The sequence below is a fragment of the Pseudomonas brassicacearum genome (assembly GCF_918698105.1).
Lineage (GTDB): Bacteria > Pseudomonadota > Gammaproteobacteria > Pseudomonadales > Pseudomonadaceae > Aquipseudomonas > Aquipseudomonas brassicacearum_F.
Window position 1 is genome coordinate 130,052 of record NZ_CAKKMI010000004.1, and the last position, 16,248, is coordinate 146,299.

Sequence of the window (16,248 nt, forward strand, 5' to 3'; positions counted from 1 at the left end):
AAACCGGTTTCAGTTTTGTGCAAAAAAAAGGTGGTGTGCTTCAGGGCCTCATCGCGAGCAAGCTCGCTCCCACAGGGATTTCGAGCGCGATGCAGATCCATTGTGGGAGCGAGCTTGCTCGCGATAAGGCCGGCCCAATCACCGAGAAACCCCAAGCGTCGACCCACGCTCAATCAACCGCGCCGCAAAATCCAAGGTCCGCACCGGTCCTTTGTCTCCGCGCAAACGCTTGAGCAGACACTCGAACGCACTGGCGCCGATCTCCGCCGTCGGTTGGGCCAGGGCCGTGATGCCGCTGCCCACCAAGGGGTACCAATCCAGGTCGTCGAGGGCAATCAGGCCCACGTCGTCGAACAAGTGACAACCGAGCTCGCGCAACACCGTCGTGGCGGCCAGCGCGGCAATGCCATTGGCACAGAACAGTGCCTTGGGACCTTGCCCCGGTTGGGCCAGGAAAGCCTTGATGCGCGCGTTCAATTGGTCGCAGGTTTCCACCACGGTGCCGGTCAGGGCAGGGCGTCGCGTGATGCCGGCCTTGAAACTCTCGACCCGCTCGATTCGCGAACTGGTGCCGTCGAAGGGTTCGGTCACCAGCAACAGATCGCGGTAGCCCCGTTGTTCGAGGTGATCGAGGGCCATCTCGACGGCCTTTGGGTTGTCCAGCCCGACCAGGTCGCTGTCCAGTTGATCGACCTTGCGATCCACCAGCACCAGGGGCATTTCGCTGCGCAGTTCAAACAATTCGTCACGGTGATGACCCAGGGTGTTCACGATCAACCCTTCGATGTTGTAGGCGCGCAACAGCGCCAGGTGCTGGCGCTCCTGCTCGTCATCACGGTCGGTGTTGCACACCACCAGGCTGTAGCCATGACGACGACAGGCGGTTTCCACGCCATGCATCACGGCGATCGAATAGGGGTTGCGGATATCGGCCACCAGCATGCCGATCAGGCGTGTGCGCCCGCGCTTGAGGCCGCGGGCCATCTGGTTCGGCCGGTAGCCCAGCTCGCTGATGGCTTGCTCGATACGTCGGGCAATGGCCTCGGAGAGCAGGGCGCGGTCCTCGCCAATGAAACGCGAGACACTGGCCTTGGAGACCCCGGCGCGTTCGGCGACATCAAGCATGGTCACGCGGCTGCGCTGGGCGGCGGAGAAAGAATTCACGGATTGAAACCTGCTTATTGGATTTATTAGCGGTTCTGAAACCGGTTTCAGGAAACATCAGAATCCATCCCTTCGTCAAGGGCGACGTGTCGGAGGCACGACCGACGGTGGTTCACTTCAGCCGGACAAGGGCGACGATCCAGGCAGGTCGGCAGGCCGAAGTAACAGAACGGGCCCTCCAGGCGATTTGCAGCGCGTAAGGCCGTGTGGTTAGCTGCCTGCCTTCCCAACCCCTTTGACGACCGAAGCCTCCATGAACTTTTCCCAGCCTCGTTTGAGATTGCTGTCGATACTGAGTGTGACCTTGTTGGTGGTGGGCGGTGCGTCCTACACCCTGTTTCGCCACAGCGGCGCGCCGGCCGATGAAGGTTTCGTCGCTGAACAGCTGAACGAAGGGGGCATGGAAGACATCGGCACGCTGGCACTGCCCGAGGTGGAGAAACGCCTCAACTATTTGATTCAGGACACCGGTGAAACCCTCCGCTCCCTGGCGTTGGTCAGTGACGCGCAATTGAGCCTGAGTATTGAGACGACCGAGCCTGCCGACGAGCAGCCGTTGCAGTACGAGCCGCTGTTTGTCCCATTCACCAGTGCGCAACTGAAAGCTGAACTGGCGTCGATCCAGGGCCTGCGTTTTGCCCAGAGGCTATTCGCCGACGGTTCCGAAGTGAGGCTCGACACCAGCAGCCTTGATCCGCTCTGGAAGCGCGCCGCGACGCCGGATGAGCCGGCGGCCGAGCAGTACATGCCGCAGCGCCTGCGGTTTCGCGATGGCAGCGAAAAAACCTTCGCCGATCTCAAGGCGCCGCCCATGGTCGAGTCCGACGACACAATCTCGTCCCATGACGCCTTCGCACTTACGGTGAACAAACCGCTGGCGAGTCTCGGCCTGACGGTTTCCTACCGCAGTTATCCGGCGTTCAGGAAAGTGGTCCTGGACAAGGATCATCCGAAGGTGACCCTGGACGACGGCCAGTCCTTCCAGCTCACCGCCCTGGGTGACGCCAGCGCCTCTGTGCGCCTGAGTACGCCGAAGATGTCGACCTTCGTGGTGCAGGGGCTGGACGACGCGGGCAAGGCGCTCTACAGCAACGGCAACAACTCCCGCGCGTTCCCCTCCGCAGGCGATATCGCGGCGTTGCATGACTATTACAAAGCGCTGCTGCAGACCAAGGACGATCTCAAGCAACTCAAGACCGGCCAGGCGGTACAGCAGCAGTTGGAACGCCTGACCCAGGCGCTGGCCGCTCAGGTGGGGCCGTTGAAAAACACCGAGGTCGACTATCAATTCGAGGCCACCCCGCAACGCATCGTCATTCATGTGCTCGATCCGATGGAAGACAACAGCGTTGCGTTCACCCAGGTCGACAACGTCCTGGCGGAGCAGGCGCGTTACATCGCCCTGGACCGGAACGCCGAGCGCTACGGCTTCATCGATCAGGCCGGTCAGTGGTTGATCAAGCCCCGTTGGGTGCAGGTACAAGATAGCCAGATGGCCGATACCTACACGTTGTTTTCCCCGGAAAAGTCCAGCGACCCGGACTCGGACTGGCAGGCGTTGCGCAGCCAGCTCGCCTATTTCCCTGCCGGCAGCAACAAGCTCGTGGACCTGCCGTTCGAATACATCACCGAAACGTTGAGCAATGGCCTGCTGTTGGTGGAACGGGAAACCAACGGACCTTATGGGCTCTACGATGCCAAGGGGCATCGTTTCGTATTGCCGATGAAATTCGTCAACCCGACCGTGACTGGCAACGTGTTCATCGCCCGTCTCGGCAAACGAACCGATGTCATGGAAGGCCTCTACGGCGCCTATACCCTGGACGGCAAGGAAATCCTGCCGGCGCAGTTCTCCGGCATCGAGCACAGCGAGGGTCTGCTCTACGCCAGCGCTGCCGACCGGAGTCGTCAGAACGTTTTCGACCTGGACGGTAAACGGATCAACCTGCCGGGTGACAACGTGATAGGCCGGTTTGTCGGGCAGCAACCGCTGTTGGTGCAGGACGCTAAAAGCCGGAAGTTTGCTTTTATCAATCGCCAGGGGACGCGGCTGCCCATCAGGTTGCCGTATGACGAGGTGGAACCGTTTTCCAACGGCATGGCGGTGGTCGCACGCGATGGCAGCTATGGCGCCATCGACCTGGCGGGCACCTTGCGAGTCCCGCTGGAGTACAGCCAGCTCAACGCGTTCCAGGCTCGGTACGCCGCGGCCATCCGTGCCGGGGGTGGTTCGGGGCTGATCTTGATCAGTCAGGACAATAAGGTGATCAAGGCGCTGGGGTCCTACACCAGCATGAAGGTGCCGGATAACGGCAATGAGGCCCGTTATTACGTGAGGGATCCGAATAACGATGACGAATACCTGGCCTATGACGCTGACGGCAATCTGGTGCAGAAAGACGAATAACGGTTGGTGCACGGATCCTGTGGCGAGGGAGCTTGCTCCCGCTGGTCTGTAGGAACTGTGTAGGAGCTGTCGAGCGAAGCGAGGCTGCGATCTTTCCCCAGTCACTTGAGTCTCAAGCGAAAGATCAAAAGATCAAAAGATCGCAGCCTCGCTTCGCTCGGCAGCTCCTACAGTCGAGCGGGAGCAAGCTCCCTCGCCACAGGAGCGGGTTCGTGTCCGGACCTCAGAGCTGGCTTATATAGGTCCCCGTCCCATCGAGGATTTTCTGCAACGTCTGTTCCACTTCCGCCAGGTCCGCTGCATCGGTGTCGTGAGTGATCTCCAACACGTCGTCGCCGTTCAACGCATCGGCATCCGCCGCCGCAATCTCAATCAGCAAGCGGGTAGGGCTGAGGGTGACCTTCACGCCCTCCAGGGTTGAAGGCTCGCCATCCAAGGCAATCTCCAGTTCGTCTTCGTCGGGGTAGCGGGTCATCAGGAACATTTCGCCCTGGGCGCTGTGGCAGCAGAGCATGGCCATGTTGTCTTCTTCGTCGTCGCACGGATTGGCGATCAGCAGGGGGGTGGTCATTTGCATGGTGATGGCTCCTGGCTCGATGAGCCGAAAAAAGTGGATTTTGCCAGCCTGGAGGACTTTGCGCTGGATTACCGCAATCGGGCTGCGATTTCACACTGCCAGGTGCCGTTTCGGCCCTGGGCTGCTAGGGTTATTCGATGAACTCGGGCCGGTTTAGCTTGCCGATGACCGAATATGTCGCAGCGCTGCAAGCAGGCACATTGTCGCACTCGTTAAGCTGCGCAACGGATGTGCTCCTGCAAAGTCCACCCCGGGGTGGTTTTTGCAGGTGTCCATGACATGAAATTACATGGAAAAGGATGTGACCTGCCGGTCCTGTCCAGCTTCACCCACCTGTCATCCTGTTTCCTCTGCCCGAGAATCAGGAACGGGATGGCCGACAGCCCCGCAGGGGTTGCACGCGACGCTTCAATCAATAACAAGCCCAAGCGGAGTACCACAGATGGCGTTCTTCACCGCAGCCAGCAAAGCCGACTTCCAGCACCAACTGCAGGCGGCACTGGCGCAGCACATCAGTGAACAGGCACTGCCACAAGTGGCGCTGTTCGCTGAACAATTCTTCGGCATCATTTCCCTCGATGAACTTACCCAGCGCCGGTTGTCCGACCTTGCCGGCTGCACCCTGTCTGCCTGGCGCCTGCTTGAGCGCTTCGATCACACGCAACCGCAGGTGCGCGTCTACAACCCCGATTACGAACGCCATGGCTGGCAGTCGACCCACACAGCCGTGGAAGTGCTGCACCACGACCTGCCGTTCCTGGTGGACTCGGTCCGCACCGAGCTGAACCGTCGCGGCTACAGCATCCATACCCTGCAAACCACCGTGCTGAGCGTGCGTCGCGGCAGCAAGGGCGAGTTGCTGGAAATCCTGCCAAAAGGCACCCAGGGCGACGGCATCCTGCAAGAGTCGTTGATGTACCTGGAGATCGACCGCTGCGCCAACGCCGCCGAACTCAACGTCCTGAGCAAGGAACTTGAGCAAGTGCTGGGCGAAGTGCGCGTGGCCGTGGCCGACTTCGAACCGATGAAAGCCAAGGTCCAGGAAATCCTCGACAGCCTGGACAGCAGCGCCTACGCCATCGACGCTGATGAAAAGAGCGAGATCAAGAGTTTCCTGGAATGGCTGGTGGGCAACCACTTCACCTTCCTGGGCTACGAAGAGTTCGTGGTTCGCGATGAGGCCGATGGCGGCCACATCGAATACAACCCTGATTCGTTCCTGGGCCTGACCAAATTGCTGCGCGCCGGCCTGACCGCCGAAGACCTGCGCATCGAAGACTACGCCGTCAATTACCTGCGCGAACCGACGCTGCTGTCGTTTGCCAAGGCCGCGCACCCAAGCCGCGTACACCGTCCGGCCTACCCGGACTACGTGTCGATCCGTGAAATCGATGCCGACGGCAAGGTCATCAAGGAATGCCGCTTCATGGGCCTGTACACCTCTTCGGTGTATGGCGAGAGCGTGCGGGTCATCCCGTACATCCGCCGCAAGGTCGCGGAAATCGAGCGTCGCTCGGGCTTCCAGGCCAAGGCGCACCTGGGCAAGGAACTCGCCCAGGTGGTCGAAGTGCTGCCCCGTGACGATCTGTTCCAGACCCCGGTGGACGAGCTGTTCAGCACCGTCATGTCCATCGTGCAGATCCAGGAACGCAACAAGATCCGCGTGTTCCTGCGCAAAGACCCGTATGGCCGTTTCTGCTACTGCCTGGCCTACGTGCCACGTGACATCTACTCCACCGAAGTGCGCCAGAAGATCCAGCAAGTGCTGATGGATCGCCTGAAGGCCTCGGACTGCGAGTTCTGGACCTTCTTCTCCGAATCCGTACTGGCCCGTGTACAACTGATCCTGCGGGTGGATCCGAAGAATCGTCTGGACATCGATCCGGTCTTGCTGGAAAAAGAAGTCGTCCAGGCCTGCCGCAGCTGGAAGGACGACTACGCCAGCCTCGTCGTCGAGAGCTTCGGCGAAGCCCAGGGCACCAACGTGCTGTCGGATTTCCCGAAAGGCTTCCCGGCCGGCTACCGCGAGCGCTTTGCCGCGCACTCGGCCGTGGTCGACATGCAGCACCTGCTGAGCCTGAGCGAAAAGAATCCGCTGGTCATGAGCTTCTACCAGCCGCTGGGCCAGGTCTCCGGCCAGCGTGAGCTGCACTGCAAGCTGTATCACGCCGATACGCCACTGGCGCTGTCCGACGTGCTGCCGATCCTGGAAAACCTCGGCCTGCGCGTGCTCGGCGAGTTCCCGTATCGCCTGCGCCACACCAACGGCCGCGAGTTCTGGATTCATGATTTCGCGTTCACCGCCGCCGAAGGCCTGGACCTGGACATCCAGCAACTCAACGACACCTTGCAGGACGCCTTTGTCCACATCGTGCGTGGCGATGCCGAGAACGATGCGTTCAACCGCCTGGTGCTGACCGCCGGCCTGCCATGGCGCGACGTGGCGCTGCTGCGTGCCTATGCCCGTTACCTGAAGCAGATCCGCCTGGGCTTCGACCTGGGTTACATCGCCAGCACCCTGAACAACCACACCGACATCGCTCGCGAGTTGACCCGGTTGTTCAAGACCCGCTTCTACCTGGCGCGCAAACTCAGCGGCGATGACCTGGAAGACAAGCAGCTGCGCCTGGAGCAAGCGATCCTCTCGGCCCTGGACGACGTCCAGGTGCTCAACGAAGACCGCATCCTGCGTCGCTACCTGGACCTGATCAAGGCCACCCTGCGGACCAACTTCTACCAGACCGACGCCAACGGCCATAGCAAGTCGTACTTCAGCTTCAAGTTCAACCCGCACCTGATTCCGGAACTGCCGAAACCGGTGCCCAAGTTCGAGATCTTCGTCTACTCGCCACGGGTCGAAGGCGTGCACCTGCGCTTCGGCAACGTGGCCCGCGGCGGCCTGCGCTGGTCCGACCGTGAGGAAGACTACCGCACCGAAGTGCTCGGCCTGGTAAAAGCCCAGCAAGTGAAGAACTCGGTGATCGTACCGGTGGGCGCCAAGGGTGGTTTCCTGCCTCGTCGCCTGCCGTTGGGCGGCAGCCGGGACGAGATCGCGGCCGAGGGCATCGCCTGCTACCGCATCTTCATCTCGGGCCTGTTGGACATCACCGACAACCTCAAGGACGGCGCACTGGTACCGCCGGCCAACGTCGTGCGTCATGACGACGATGACCCGTACCTGGTGGTGGCGGCGGACAAGGGCACTGCGACCTTCTCCGACATCGCCAACGGCATCGCCATCGACTACGGCTTCTGGCTGGGCGACGCGTTCGCCTCCGGCGGTTCGGCCGGTTACGACCACAAGAAAATGGGCATCACCGCCAAGGGCGCGTGGGTCGGCGTGCAGCGCCACTTCCGCGAGCGCGGCATCAATGTCCAGGAAGACAGCATCACCGTGGTGGGCGTCGGCGACATGGCCGGCGACGTGTTCGGCAACGGCTTGTTGATGTCCGACAAGCTGCAACTGGTCGCGGCCTTCAACCACCTGCACATCTTCATCGACCCGAACCCGGAGCCTGCCAGCAGCTTTGCCGAGCGCAAGCGCCTGTTCGACCTGCCGCGTTCGGCCTGGACCGACTACGACACCAGCATCATGTCCGAAGGCGGCGGTATCTTCTCGCGCAGCGCCAAGAGCATCGCCATCTCGCCACAGATGAAAGAACGCTTCGACATCAAGGCTGACAAGCTGACCCCGACCGAGCTGCTCAACGCCTTGCTCAAGGCGCCGGTGGACCTGTTGTGGAACGGCGGTATCGGCACCTACGTCAAGGCCAGCACTGAAAGCCACGCCGATGTTGGCGACAAGGCCAACGATGCACTGCGCGTGAACGGCAACGAACTGCGCTGCAAGGTCGTGGGCGAGGGCGGCAACCTGGGCATGACCCAACTGGGTCGCGTCGAGTTCGGCCTCAATGGCGGCGGTTCCAACACCGACTTCATCGACAACGCGGGCGGCGTGGACTGCTCCGACCACGAAGTGAACATCAAGATCCTGCTCAACGAAGTGGTGCAGGCCGGCGACATGACCGACAAGCAACGCAACCAGTTGCTGGCGAGCATGACCGACGAAGTCGGTGGCCTGGTGTTGGGCAACAACTACAAGCAGACCCAGGCCCTGTCCCTGGCGGCACGCCGCGCCTTCGTGCGGATCGCCGAATACAAGCGCCTGATGAACGATCTGGAAGGCCGTGGCAAGCTGGATCGCGCCATCGAGTTCCTGCCGTCTGAAGAGGCAATCAACGAGCGTGTCGCGGCGGGCCATGGCCTGACCCGTGCCGAACTGTCGGTGTTGATCTCCTACAGCAAGATCGACCTCAAGGAAGCGCTGCTCAACTCCCTGGTACCGGACGACGATTACCTGACCCGTGACATGGAGACGGCTTTCCCGCCGACCCTGGTCAGCAAGTTCTCCGAGGCCATGCGTCGTCACCGGCTGAAGCGTGAGATCGTCAGCACCCAGATTGCCAACGATTTGGTCAACCACATGGGCATCACTTTTGTCCAAAGGTTGAAAGAGTCGACAGGCATGAGCCCGGCGAACGTGGCCGGTGCGTATGTAATCGTTCGGGATATCTTCCACCTCCCGCATTGGTTCCGTCAGATCGAAGCCCTGGACCACCAGGTCTCGGCCGACGTGCAACTGGAACTGATGGACGAGCTGATGCGCCTGGGCCGTCGCGCCACGCGCTGGTTCCTGCGCAGCCGCCGCAACGAGCAGAACGCTGCCCGTGATGTCGCGCACTTCGGTCCGCACCTGGCTGCGTTGGGCCTCAAGCTCGATGAACTGCTGGAAGGCCCGACCCGCGAAGGCTGGCAGACCCGCTACCAGGCCTACGTGGCCGCCGGTGTGCCGGAGTTGCTGGCGCGCATGGTTGCCGGTACCACGCACCTGTACACCTTGTTGCCGATCATCGAGGCGTCCGACGTCACCGGCCAGAACGCCGCCGACGTGGCCAAGGCCTACTTCGCCGTGGGCAGCGCCCTGGACATCACCTGGTACCTGCAACAGATCAGCGCACTGCCGGTGGAAAACAACTGGCAGGCACTGGCCCGTGAAGCGTTCCGCGATGACATCGACTGGCAGCAACGGGCGATCACCATCTCGGTCCTGCAGGACGGCGACGCGACCCAGGACGTGGAAACCCGCCTGGCGCTGTGGCTTGAACAGCACCGTGAAATGGTCGAGCGCTGGCGCGCCATGCTGGTGGACATCCGTGCCGCCAGCGGCACCGACTACGCCATGTACGCGGTCGCCAACCGCGAACTGCTGGACCTGGCGTTGAGTGGTCAAGCGGTCGTGACGGCCAACTGATCCGGCGTTGAATGAAAAAGCCCCGCATTGAGAGATGCGGGGCTTTTTTTGCTTTTAAGATTCGCTACGGGCCCTGTGGGAGCGAGCTTGCTCGCGATGGCGGTGTATCAGTCACGTTCAATGTCGCTGACCCACCGCTATCGCGAGCAAGCTCGCTCCCACAGGGGGACAGCTGTGCTGGGGCTGTTAGTTTTTCAGCGGTATCAGCACCGCTTCATCCTCACCCATCACCATGAACACCAGCAGTTTCGCCGGTTGGCTCGCGCTGGCGTTTTTCGAGACCAGGTGCTCGGACCCCGCCGCTTCATACCAGAACTCACCAGCCTTGTAGGTCTTCGCCGGCTCACCCTTGACCTGTGACGTGATGGCGCCTTCCAGCACGTAGGCCATGGCCGTGCCCTCATGCTTATGGGCAATGGACGCTTGGCCGGGGGCATAGTCGACGGTCAGCATCAGGGTTTTCTTGCCTGGAATGTTTTTCAGCAATTGCTCCTGCAGCACCGTGACCTTCTCCGAAGGCGCGGCTTCGTGGGCGTAGGCCTGGGTCATGGGCAGCAGGCCGAGGGCGGCGATCAGACAGAGTGTTTTCATGAGGGTATGGCCTGTGTGGTTTCGAGTGATTTCGCGCTGTCGCGGCGATGGATTCACCCTAAGCCCTACGGTGGGGCAAGCAAACGTCCAATCTTTTGGAAGGTGGGGAGACCAATTGCAGAGCCGATGAAGCCATTGGCTGGCGGGGCTTTTGTGGCGAGGGAGCTTGCTCCCGCTGGGTGGCGAAGCCGCCCCAATACAGGCTGCGCGTTCAATCACACAGTTTTGCGTCTGCTGCGCAGCCGAGCGGGAGCAAGCTCCCTCGCCACAGGAAGTGCTTAGCTAAGTGGGCCGGACAGAGGAGTGCCTCAGACAATCGGAAAACTATTGAAGTCGACGCTTCGGGCCAGGCGGTTGTCGATCAGGCTGATGAAGCCTTGCACTTCCGGGCAGTTGAAGTGGGCTTGCATGGCCGCTTCCGACTGCCAGCGGGCACTGACGCTCCAGCGGTCGCCATCGTCCGGGCAACGGTCGACCAGGTAGGCATCGCAGCCCGGCTGGGCACGCAGGGTCTCGACGATTTGCTGCAATTGCCGGCCCAGTTCTTCCGAGCGACCGGCAGCGGCGTGCACCTGTACGGTATTGATCACTTGGCGAGACATTGTTCAGGCTCCTGAATAAAGTCGCAGGGGGTTGCTCAACATCAATGACACCCATGCAGGATAGGCCCGCCGGGGCAAGGCACAAACAGCCAATGGGCGGATAAATGCCCAGTCCAATCCCTCAGGCCACTTGCTGCAGAATGTCGCGCAAGCGATCCAGGGCGATGTCGATGTCCAGGGTTTCGATCGCACCGAAACCAAAGAACAGCCCCGGCCGCACCGGGGCCTCGTTGAAAAAGCCATCAAGGCTGTAGAGCCCGACTTCGGCTTTTTTCGCCAGTTCGATCACCAGCGCCAGGTCCATCGGGACCTTGCACAACACCGCCATATGAAAGCCCGCGGTGGTCGGCACGGCGTCGAACCAGGGCGACAAGTCTCCGGCCATGCGGGCCAGGATTCGCTCGCGGCGGCCGGCATACAAGGTATGGCAGCGGCGGATGTGCTTGAGCAGGCAACCCTCGGCGATGAACTTCGCCAGCGCCCACTGGGGCAGGGTGGAGGTGTGCTGGTCGGTGAGGCGCTTGGCCAGGATCACCGCTTCAAGAATCGCCGGCGGCAGGATCGCATAGCCCAGGCGCAGCTCCGGCAACAAGGTCTTGGAGAAGGTGCCGACGTACGCCACGATCCCGCGCTCATCCAGGCTCTGCAACGAATCGGCGGGCCGGCCTTCGTAGCGGAATTCGCTGTCGTAGTCGTCTTCGATGATGATCGCCCCCAGCTCATAGGCCCGCGCCAGCAGGGCCTCGCGGCGGGCCTGGCTCATGGGCATGCCCAAGGGAAACTGGTGGGAGGGCGTCACATAAATCAGCCGCGTACCGTCGGGGATCAGGTCGACCCGCAGGCCTTGCTCGTCCACCGGCACGCCGACCACCGTGGCGCCCTGGGAGCCGAACAACAGGCGCGCCGGCGGATAGCCCGGATCTTCCATGGCCACCAGGCTGCCGGGCCGGGTCAACACCCGCGAGATCAGGTCCAGGGCCTGCTGTGCGCCGTTGCACACCACCACGTCCGCATCCTGGCAATTGACCCCGCGGGAAAACGCGATGTGCCGGGCAATGGCATTGCGCAGCGACGGCAGGCCTTCGGGCTGGCTGTAGAAGCCCTTGGCGCTGGCGATCTGGCGCAGCGCGTGGGCCGTGCAGCGCCGCCAGTCGTCCAGCGGAAACTGGCCCTTGCCCGTGGCGCCGCCGATGAAGTCGTAGCGCAACGCACCTTCGAGGGTGGGATGGCGCATCAGGTCCGGCATGGTGCGCCAGGCCTCGACGACGTCGGCACCGGCCAGCTCGCGGTGGCTCTGTTTGCGCACGATCCTGGCCGGCCGCGCGTTGACGTAGGTGCCTTTGCCGATGATGCCGGTGAGCAGGTTTTCGTAGGTCAGTTGGGCGTAGGTGTCGGAGACGGTCTTGCGCGAAACCCCCAGTTGCTCGGCCAGCAGGCGGCTGGGCGGCAGTTGCGTGCCGGCCGCCAGGCGACCGCTTTCGATGGCGCTGCGCAGTTGTTGATACAACTGGCCCGACAGGTCCTTGCGGCCGTTGATGACAACATGAAGTTCCATACCCGCAAGCTCCTGGGCGATTGTTGGGCCGCCAGCGTCAAAGGCGCAAGATTACCCGCATTGTGCGACTGCATAGAAGTTGCGTGGGGAAAATCCCGCCCATTGGACTTGTCTCCGGGTTTTTCGGGATATTGGACCTGTTATTGACCGGTCCCAGGGCCTAGCGTGAAGGTCTCGAATACCACGGAGCCCGCCATGAGCCCGCGTCTGGATTACTACACTGCATCGCCTGGGGCGATGAAAGCCATGATCGGCCTGGAAGCCCTGGCCAGCCGCCTGAGTATCGAACCGGCGCTGCTGCACCTGATCAAGATCCGCGCGTCACAACTCAATGGCTGCGCCTTTTGCACCGACATGCATTCGGTGGAGGCGCGACGCCAGGGCGAAACCGAGCGTCGGCTCTACGCGGTGGCGGTGTGGCGCGACAGCGGTTTCTTCACGGCTCGCGAACACGCCGCCCTGGCCTGGACCGAGGCGGTGACGCTGTTGGCCGAGAGCCAGGTGCCGGACGACGTCTATGCACAGGCCCGGGCCTGCTTCAGCGAGGAAGAACTGGTGGACCTGACCCTGGCGATCAGCACCATCAACAGCTGGAACCGGCTGGCGGTGAGTTTTCGTCAGAGTCCGGGTGGCTGATCGCTTGGATCTAGTCCCCTGTGGCGAGGGAGCTTGCTCCCGCTCGGTTGCGCAGCGACCGCAGAATCCCGGGGCCGCTTCGCAGCCCAGCGGGAGCAAGCTCCCTCGCCACAAAAGCAGTGGCGTTCACTTGGGCAGCGGCGAATTACTGGTCGGAACCGGCGGCCGCTGGGGCTTGACCGACGTGCCAAACGTATTGCCCATGCGCACGCCAGTGGCCGCTGGGGTTGCCAGGCCGATGCTGTTGGGTGCGCGTTCGTTGACCGGCACATTCATGGCGTCCTGGGTCCGTTGCGCAGCGGTTGCAGCCTGCGGGTCGTTGCCCATCTGCCGGCTCAGGCAGTTGTAGTCGGGGGTCTTGTAGCCACCGACGGTCACCTCGATACAGGCCGGGGCTTCTTCGCCCTGGGCCCAGGGCAGGGCCATGAGCAGCCCGAGGCCTGCCATCATTTTCGTCCACTGTTTCATCATCGACCTCCTGCCCGTCACACCCGACGGTTCGTTGTCTGGCACCAGTCTAGTGCGGTCCGGAGGATTTGTATCAGTTGTCATACGACATTCATAAACTCCCCTCAGGATGACGGTTTTCAACGGATACGTCAGTCGTGCAGCAGGGCAGAGCCGGGGGCGGACGCGGGCGTGGATTGACCAGGGCGCCCTTGCGGTGGCTGATGGCGTTGTTGTGTCTGCTGGCCGGGCCAATCCAGGCGGTTGGGCTGGTGGACCTGGACATCGCGCCCCAGGAGCTGACCACGGCGCTGGAGCAGTTCAGCCGGGCGACGGGCATGGCGGTGTTGGTGGACCACCCGTTGTCGAGCCAGCGTCATACGCTGGGTGTCCAGGGGCAGTTCACACCTTCCGAAGGGTTGAGGGTGTTGCTCAGCGGCACCGGGCTGGCGGCGCACTATGCCCGGGCGGATGCGTTCACGTTGCAGCCGGTGCAGGTCCGCGAGGTACCGCTGCCTCCCGGCGTCACCCCGGGCTTGAGTGACAGCAACTACGCGGCAGCGATCCAGGCGGTCATCCAGCGCAATTTGTGTCGTTCACCGTTGACCCGCCCGGGCAGTTTCCGGGCGGTGCTGCAAGTGTGGATCGGCCGGGACGGCGTGGTCCAGCACAGCCGCCTGGTCAGTTCCACGGGCGACGTGATGCGGGACAAGGCCTTGGTCAACAGTTTGCAAAACCTCAGGATCGACCGCCCGGCGCCCAGCTCGTTGCGCCAACCGGTGACCCTGCTTTTGTTACCCGATTCATCAGGAAGAAGCATGGAATGCATAGCAGGGGAAGGGGTGTCCGGGCGATGAAAGACTCCGGTCGCAGCCCGTTGGTGAAGTTGTTCCTTACCTCGTATGAGGATTTCAGGGTGCGCCTGCGCAGGCGCCTGGGCTCCGAGGAACTGGCCAACGATGTGTTGCATGAAACCTACTTGCGGGTCGATCGCATGGTCGATACCCAGGGGATCGCCCAGCCCAACGCTTATTTGTATCGCATGGCCCTGAACATCGCCGCCGACCGCCGGCAGGCCGATGCGCGCCTGCTCACGGGTGACGAAATCGAGGAATTGCTGCAGGTCTCGGATGAAGCGCTGGATCCGGCCCGCGTGGTGGGTGGGCAGAAGGAACTGCAGACCCTGCTCAAGGCCTTGTATGAACTGCCGGCGCGCCGCCGCAGGATTTTCATCGCCGCACGCCTGGAGGAAGCGCCGCACCTGGAAATCTCCCAGCGCTTCGGTATTTCCACGCGCATGGTGGAGAAGGAAATCAAGGCTGCGTTGGGGCACTGCGCCCAGCGCCTGGAAAGAAAAGTCATTCAGCGGTTCGGTCCCGGCGCGGGAAAACCGTCTTGAGAGTAGAGACCCGACCCTTTCGTGAGTGTGTGTGCGCTTGAACATCTTCAGCATCGCTTCCCCTGACGCCACGCCCCAGGCCCGATTGGCCAGCGAGGCCCGAGACTGGCTGATCCTGCTGACCTCGGGGCGCGCCACCGTGGCCGATGCCCGGGCCTTGCGCCTGTGGTGCGGGCAAAGCCCTGAACATGCCCGGGCTTTCGAGCAGGCCAAGGCGCTGTGGCAGGGGCTGCAACCCGCCGCCGCGGCGGTGCAGGCGCCCCGGCATTTCGGCCGCCGGGCGTTGTTGGGTGGGGCCATTGCCGCGTCGGCGGCTTTCCTGCTGATCCGCGCCACGGTGCCCGGTGGTGTTTCCGGGCTGGGAGCCGACTACGTCACCGATGTCGGCGAACAGCGCCGCGTGGAACTGGCCGAGGGCGTCAGCCTGGAGCTCAACACCCAGACCCGCCTCAGCCGCCGCGCGCTGGCCGAGGGCGGACAAGGACTGGAGTTGCTCAGCGGCGAGATTGAAGTGCAGGGGCGCAGTGCCCAGGTGGTCAGCGTCCAGGCCGGCGCCGGTTGGATCAGCGCCGCTCGCGCACGCTTCAACATCCGCTACACCGACCAGAGCGTCTGTGCCACCTGCCTGGAGGGCGTGGTGCAGGTCGAGGTGCAAGGCCAACGGTTTCGCCTGGAGCCGGGCATGCAGCTGACGTACGACCCTGGTCGGGTGGGCGCTCCCAAGCCTGCCGATGTGTCGGCAGCCGTCGCCTGGCGTGAGCAGGTCCTGGTGTTCAACGACGCGACCCTGGCCAGCGTCATCGATGAAATCAACCGCTATCGGCCAGGCATGTTGCTGCTGCTCAACCGCGAACTGGGCCAGCGCAAGGTCCAGGCGCGGTTTCGCCTCGACCAACTGGCGGGCGTGGCACTGTTGATCCGCGATGCCTATGGCGCCAAATGCACCGAATTGCCGGGTGGGGTGGTGGTGCTGAGCTGAGGCCAGTGGCGCCTGGGCGGGCCTCATCGCGAGCAGGCTCGCTCCCACAAAGGCCCGGTGCTTGGCCCAAATCTAGAGTTCACCCAATACCCCTGTGGGAGCGAGCTTGCTCGCGATAGCGATGGGTCAGCGACATTGAACTTGACTGATACACCGCCATCGCGAGCAAGCTCGCTCCCACAAGGGACCTGTGCTGTGCTCAAGCCTTGAAGGTCGTCCAATAACCGCCTAATCCAGCGGCCCCAGCACCTGTCGATATTTCTCTATGCCCTGAGGCGTCTGGCGGGTCAGGCTGATTTCGATGCCCATCGGGTTTTCCTGGCGGTTGCCGCTGAGCTTGCGCCAGCCTTTTTCCTTGTCCCAGAACCGCAGTGCGGCGTCGCTGACGTCACTGAGCACCGCCACGCCTGGGCCGGGTGCCGGCAGTGGATAGCGGCTGCGGGCCTGGCCTTGGGCGCGGTAAAGCGTGTCGCCCTTGAGCCACCAGCGCACCCGTTGCAACTCGCCCTCCTGGGCTGCCGCCGCGCGGATGACATCCAGGCGGAACCCCCGGCCTTCGGTGCTGCGCACGGTGAGGGCG

At 62.7% G+C, this 16,248-nt stretch carries 13 protein-coding genes; 6 read left to right on the forward strand and 7 right to left on the reverse strand.

The annotated features are described in order from the left end of the window. Positions 1-138: 138 nt before the first annotated feature. Positions 139-1,164: a LacI family DNA-binding transcriptional regulator gene (locus LQ215_RS03130; RefSeq protein ID WP_290369076.1), complete on the reverse strand. Its 1,026-nt coding sequence runs from the start codon at positions 1,162-1,164 to the stop codon at positions 139-141. A gap of 253 nt (positions 1,165-1,417) precedes the next feature. On the opposite strand from LQ215_RS03130, the gene LQ215_RS03135 reads away from it, so the two are divergent. After that, a complete protein-coding gene (locus LQ215_RS03135; RefSeq protein WP_230147388.1) occupies positions 1,418-3,571 on the forward strand; it encodes a WG repeat-containing protein in 2,154 nt (717 codons plus the stop codon). 223 nt (positions 3,572-3,794) lie between these two features. Here the strand turns inward: LQ215_RS03135 and LQ215_RS03140 are convergent, their stop codons facing one another. Then, positions 3,795-4,148, reverse strand: coding sequence for a hypothetical protein (locus LQ215_RS03140; protein WP_230147389.1), 354 nt, complete (start codon positions 4,146-4,148; stop codon positions 3,795-3,797). 442 nt (positions 4,149-4,590) lie between these two features. Here LQ215_RS03140 and LQ215_RS03145 point away from each other — a divergent pair, with 442 nt between their 5' ends. Beyond that, positions 4,591-9,459 (forward strand): NAD-glutamate dehydrogenase, encoded by a 4,869-nt coding sequence (locus LQ215_RS03145; protein ID WP_230147390.1) that lies wholly within the window; start codon positions 4,591-4,593, stop codon positions 9,457-9,459. 186 nt (positions 9,460-9,645) lie between these two features. Here the strand turns inward: LQ215_RS03145 and LQ215_RS03150 are convergent, their stop codons facing one another. From LQ215_RS03150 to LQ215_RS03160, 3 genes are all read right to left on the reverse strand, one after another. Beyond that, positions 9,646-10,050: a cupin domain-containing protein gene (locus tag LQ215_RS03150; protein WP_230147391.1), complete on the reverse strand. Its 405-nt coding sequence runs from the start codon at positions 10,048-10,050 to the stop codon at positions 9,646-9,648. A gap of 308 nt (positions 10,051-10,358) precedes the next feature. Then, the gene (locus LQ215_RS03155) at positions 10,359-10,652 is read right to left on the reverse strand and encodes an antibiotic biosynthesis monooxygenase family protein (protein ID WP_230147392.1); all 294 of its coding nucleotides are present in this window, start codon (positions 10,650-10,652) and stop codon (positions 10,359-10,361) included. A 121-nt stretch (positions 10,653-10,773) separates the two neighbouring features. Further along, complete coding sequence (locus LQ215_RS03160) at positions 10,774-12,207, reverse strand: PLP-dependent aminotransferase family protein (protein ID WP_230147393.1); 1,434 nt, start codon at positions 12,205-12,207, stop codon at positions 10,774-10,776. A 195-nt stretch (positions 12,208-12,402) separates the two neighbouring features. Between LQ215_RS03160 and LQ215_RS03165 the strand changes: the two genes are divergently transcribed. Further along, positions 12,403-12,843, forward strand: coding sequence for a carboxymuconolactone decarboxylase family protein (locus tag LQ215_RS03165; RefSeq protein WP_230147394.1), 441 nt, complete (start codon positions 12,403-12,405; stop codon positions 12,841-12,843). Positions 12,844-12,969: 126 nt separating this feature from the next. On the opposite strand, the gene LQ215_RS03170 is transcribed toward LQ215_RS03165, so the two are convergent. Continuing rightward, entirely contained in the window at positions 12,970-13,314 is a 345-nt protein-coding gene (locus LQ215_RS03170; protein ID WP_230147395.1) for a hypothetical protein, read from the reverse strand. Positions 13,315-13,514: 200 nt separating this feature from the next. Here LQ215_RS03170 and LQ215_RS03175 point away from each other — a divergent pair, with 200 nt between their 5' ends. The 3 genes from LQ215_RS03175 to LQ215_RS03185 are packed head-to-tail and all read left to right on the forward strand — an operon-like array spanning position 13,515 to position 15,668. Continuing rightward, entirely contained in the window at positions 13,515-14,147 is a 633-nt protein-coding gene (locus LQ215_RS03175; RefSeq protein ID WP_230147396.1) for a secretin and TonB N-terminal domain-containing protein, read from the forward strand. Then, the gene (locus LQ215_RS03180) at positions 14,144-14,689 is read left to right on the forward strand and encodes a sigma-70 family RNA polymerase sigma factor (RefSeq protein ID WP_230147397.1); all 546 of its coding nucleotides are present in this window, start codon (positions 14,144-14,146) and stop codon (positions 14,687-14,689) included. The genes LQ215_RS03175 and LQ215_RS03180 overlap by 4 nt, the downstream gene beginning before the upstream one ends. Before the next feature lie 37 nt (positions 14,690-14,726). Next, entirely contained in the window at positions 14,727-15,668 is a 942-nt protein-coding gene (locus tag LQ215_RS03185) for a FecR family protein (protein WP_230147402.1), read from the forward strand. 228 nt (positions 15,669-15,896) lie between these two features. On the opposite strand, the gene LQ215_RS03190 is transcribed toward LQ215_RS03185, so the two are convergent. Beyond that, a partial coding sequence (locus tag LQ215_RS03190; RefSeq protein WP_230147398.1) for a type II secretion system protein GspJ occupies positions 15,897-16,248 on the reverse strand: 352 nt, incomplete at its 5' end.

What these genes read in the sequence shown, in the direction of transcription:
- LQ215_RS03135 (WP_230147388.1), top strand. Translation starts at nt 1,418, where the DNA reads ATGAACTTTTCCCAGCCTCGTTTGAGATTGCTGTCGATACTGAGTGTG.
- LQ215_RS03140 (WP_230147389.1), bottom strand. Translation starts at nt 4,148, where the DNA reads ATGCAAATGACCACCCCCCTGCTGATCGCCAATCCGTGCGACGACGAA.
- LQ215_RS03145 (WP_230147390.1), top strand. Translation starts at nt 4,591, where the DNA reads ATGGCGTTCTTCACCGCAGCCAGCAAAGCCGACTTCCAGCACCAACTG.
- LQ215_RS03150 (WP_230147391.1), bottom strand. Translation starts at nt 10,050, where the DNA reads ATGAAAACACTCTGTCTGATCGCCGCCCTCGGCCTGCTGCCCATGACC.
- LQ215_RS03155 (WP_230147392.1), bottom strand. Translation starts at nt 10,652, where the DNA reads ATGTCTCGCCAAGTGATCAATACCGTACAGGTGCACGCCGCTGCCGGT.
- LQ215_RS03160 (WP_230147393.1), bottom strand. Translation starts at nt 12,207, where the DNA reads ATGGAACTTCATGTTGTCATCAACGGCCGCAAGGACCTGTCGGGCCAG.
- LQ215_RS03165 (WP_230147394.1), top strand. Translation starts at nt 12,403, where the DNA reads ATGAGCCCGCGTCTGGATTACTACACTGCATCGCCTGGGGCGATGAAA.
- LQ215_RS03170 (WP_230147395.1), bottom strand. Translation starts at nt 13,314, where the DNA reads ATGATGAAACAGTGGACGAAAATGATGGCAGGCCTCGGGCTGCTCATG.
- LQ215_RS03175 (WP_230147396.1), top strand. Translation starts at nt 13,515, where the DNA reads ATGGCGTTGTTGTGTCTGCTGGCCGGGCCAATCCAGGCGGTTGGGCTG.
- LQ215_RS03180 (WP_230147397.1), top strand. Translation starts at nt 14,144, where the DNA reads ATGAAAGACTCCGGTCGCAGCCCGTTGGTGAAGTTGTTCCTTACCTCG.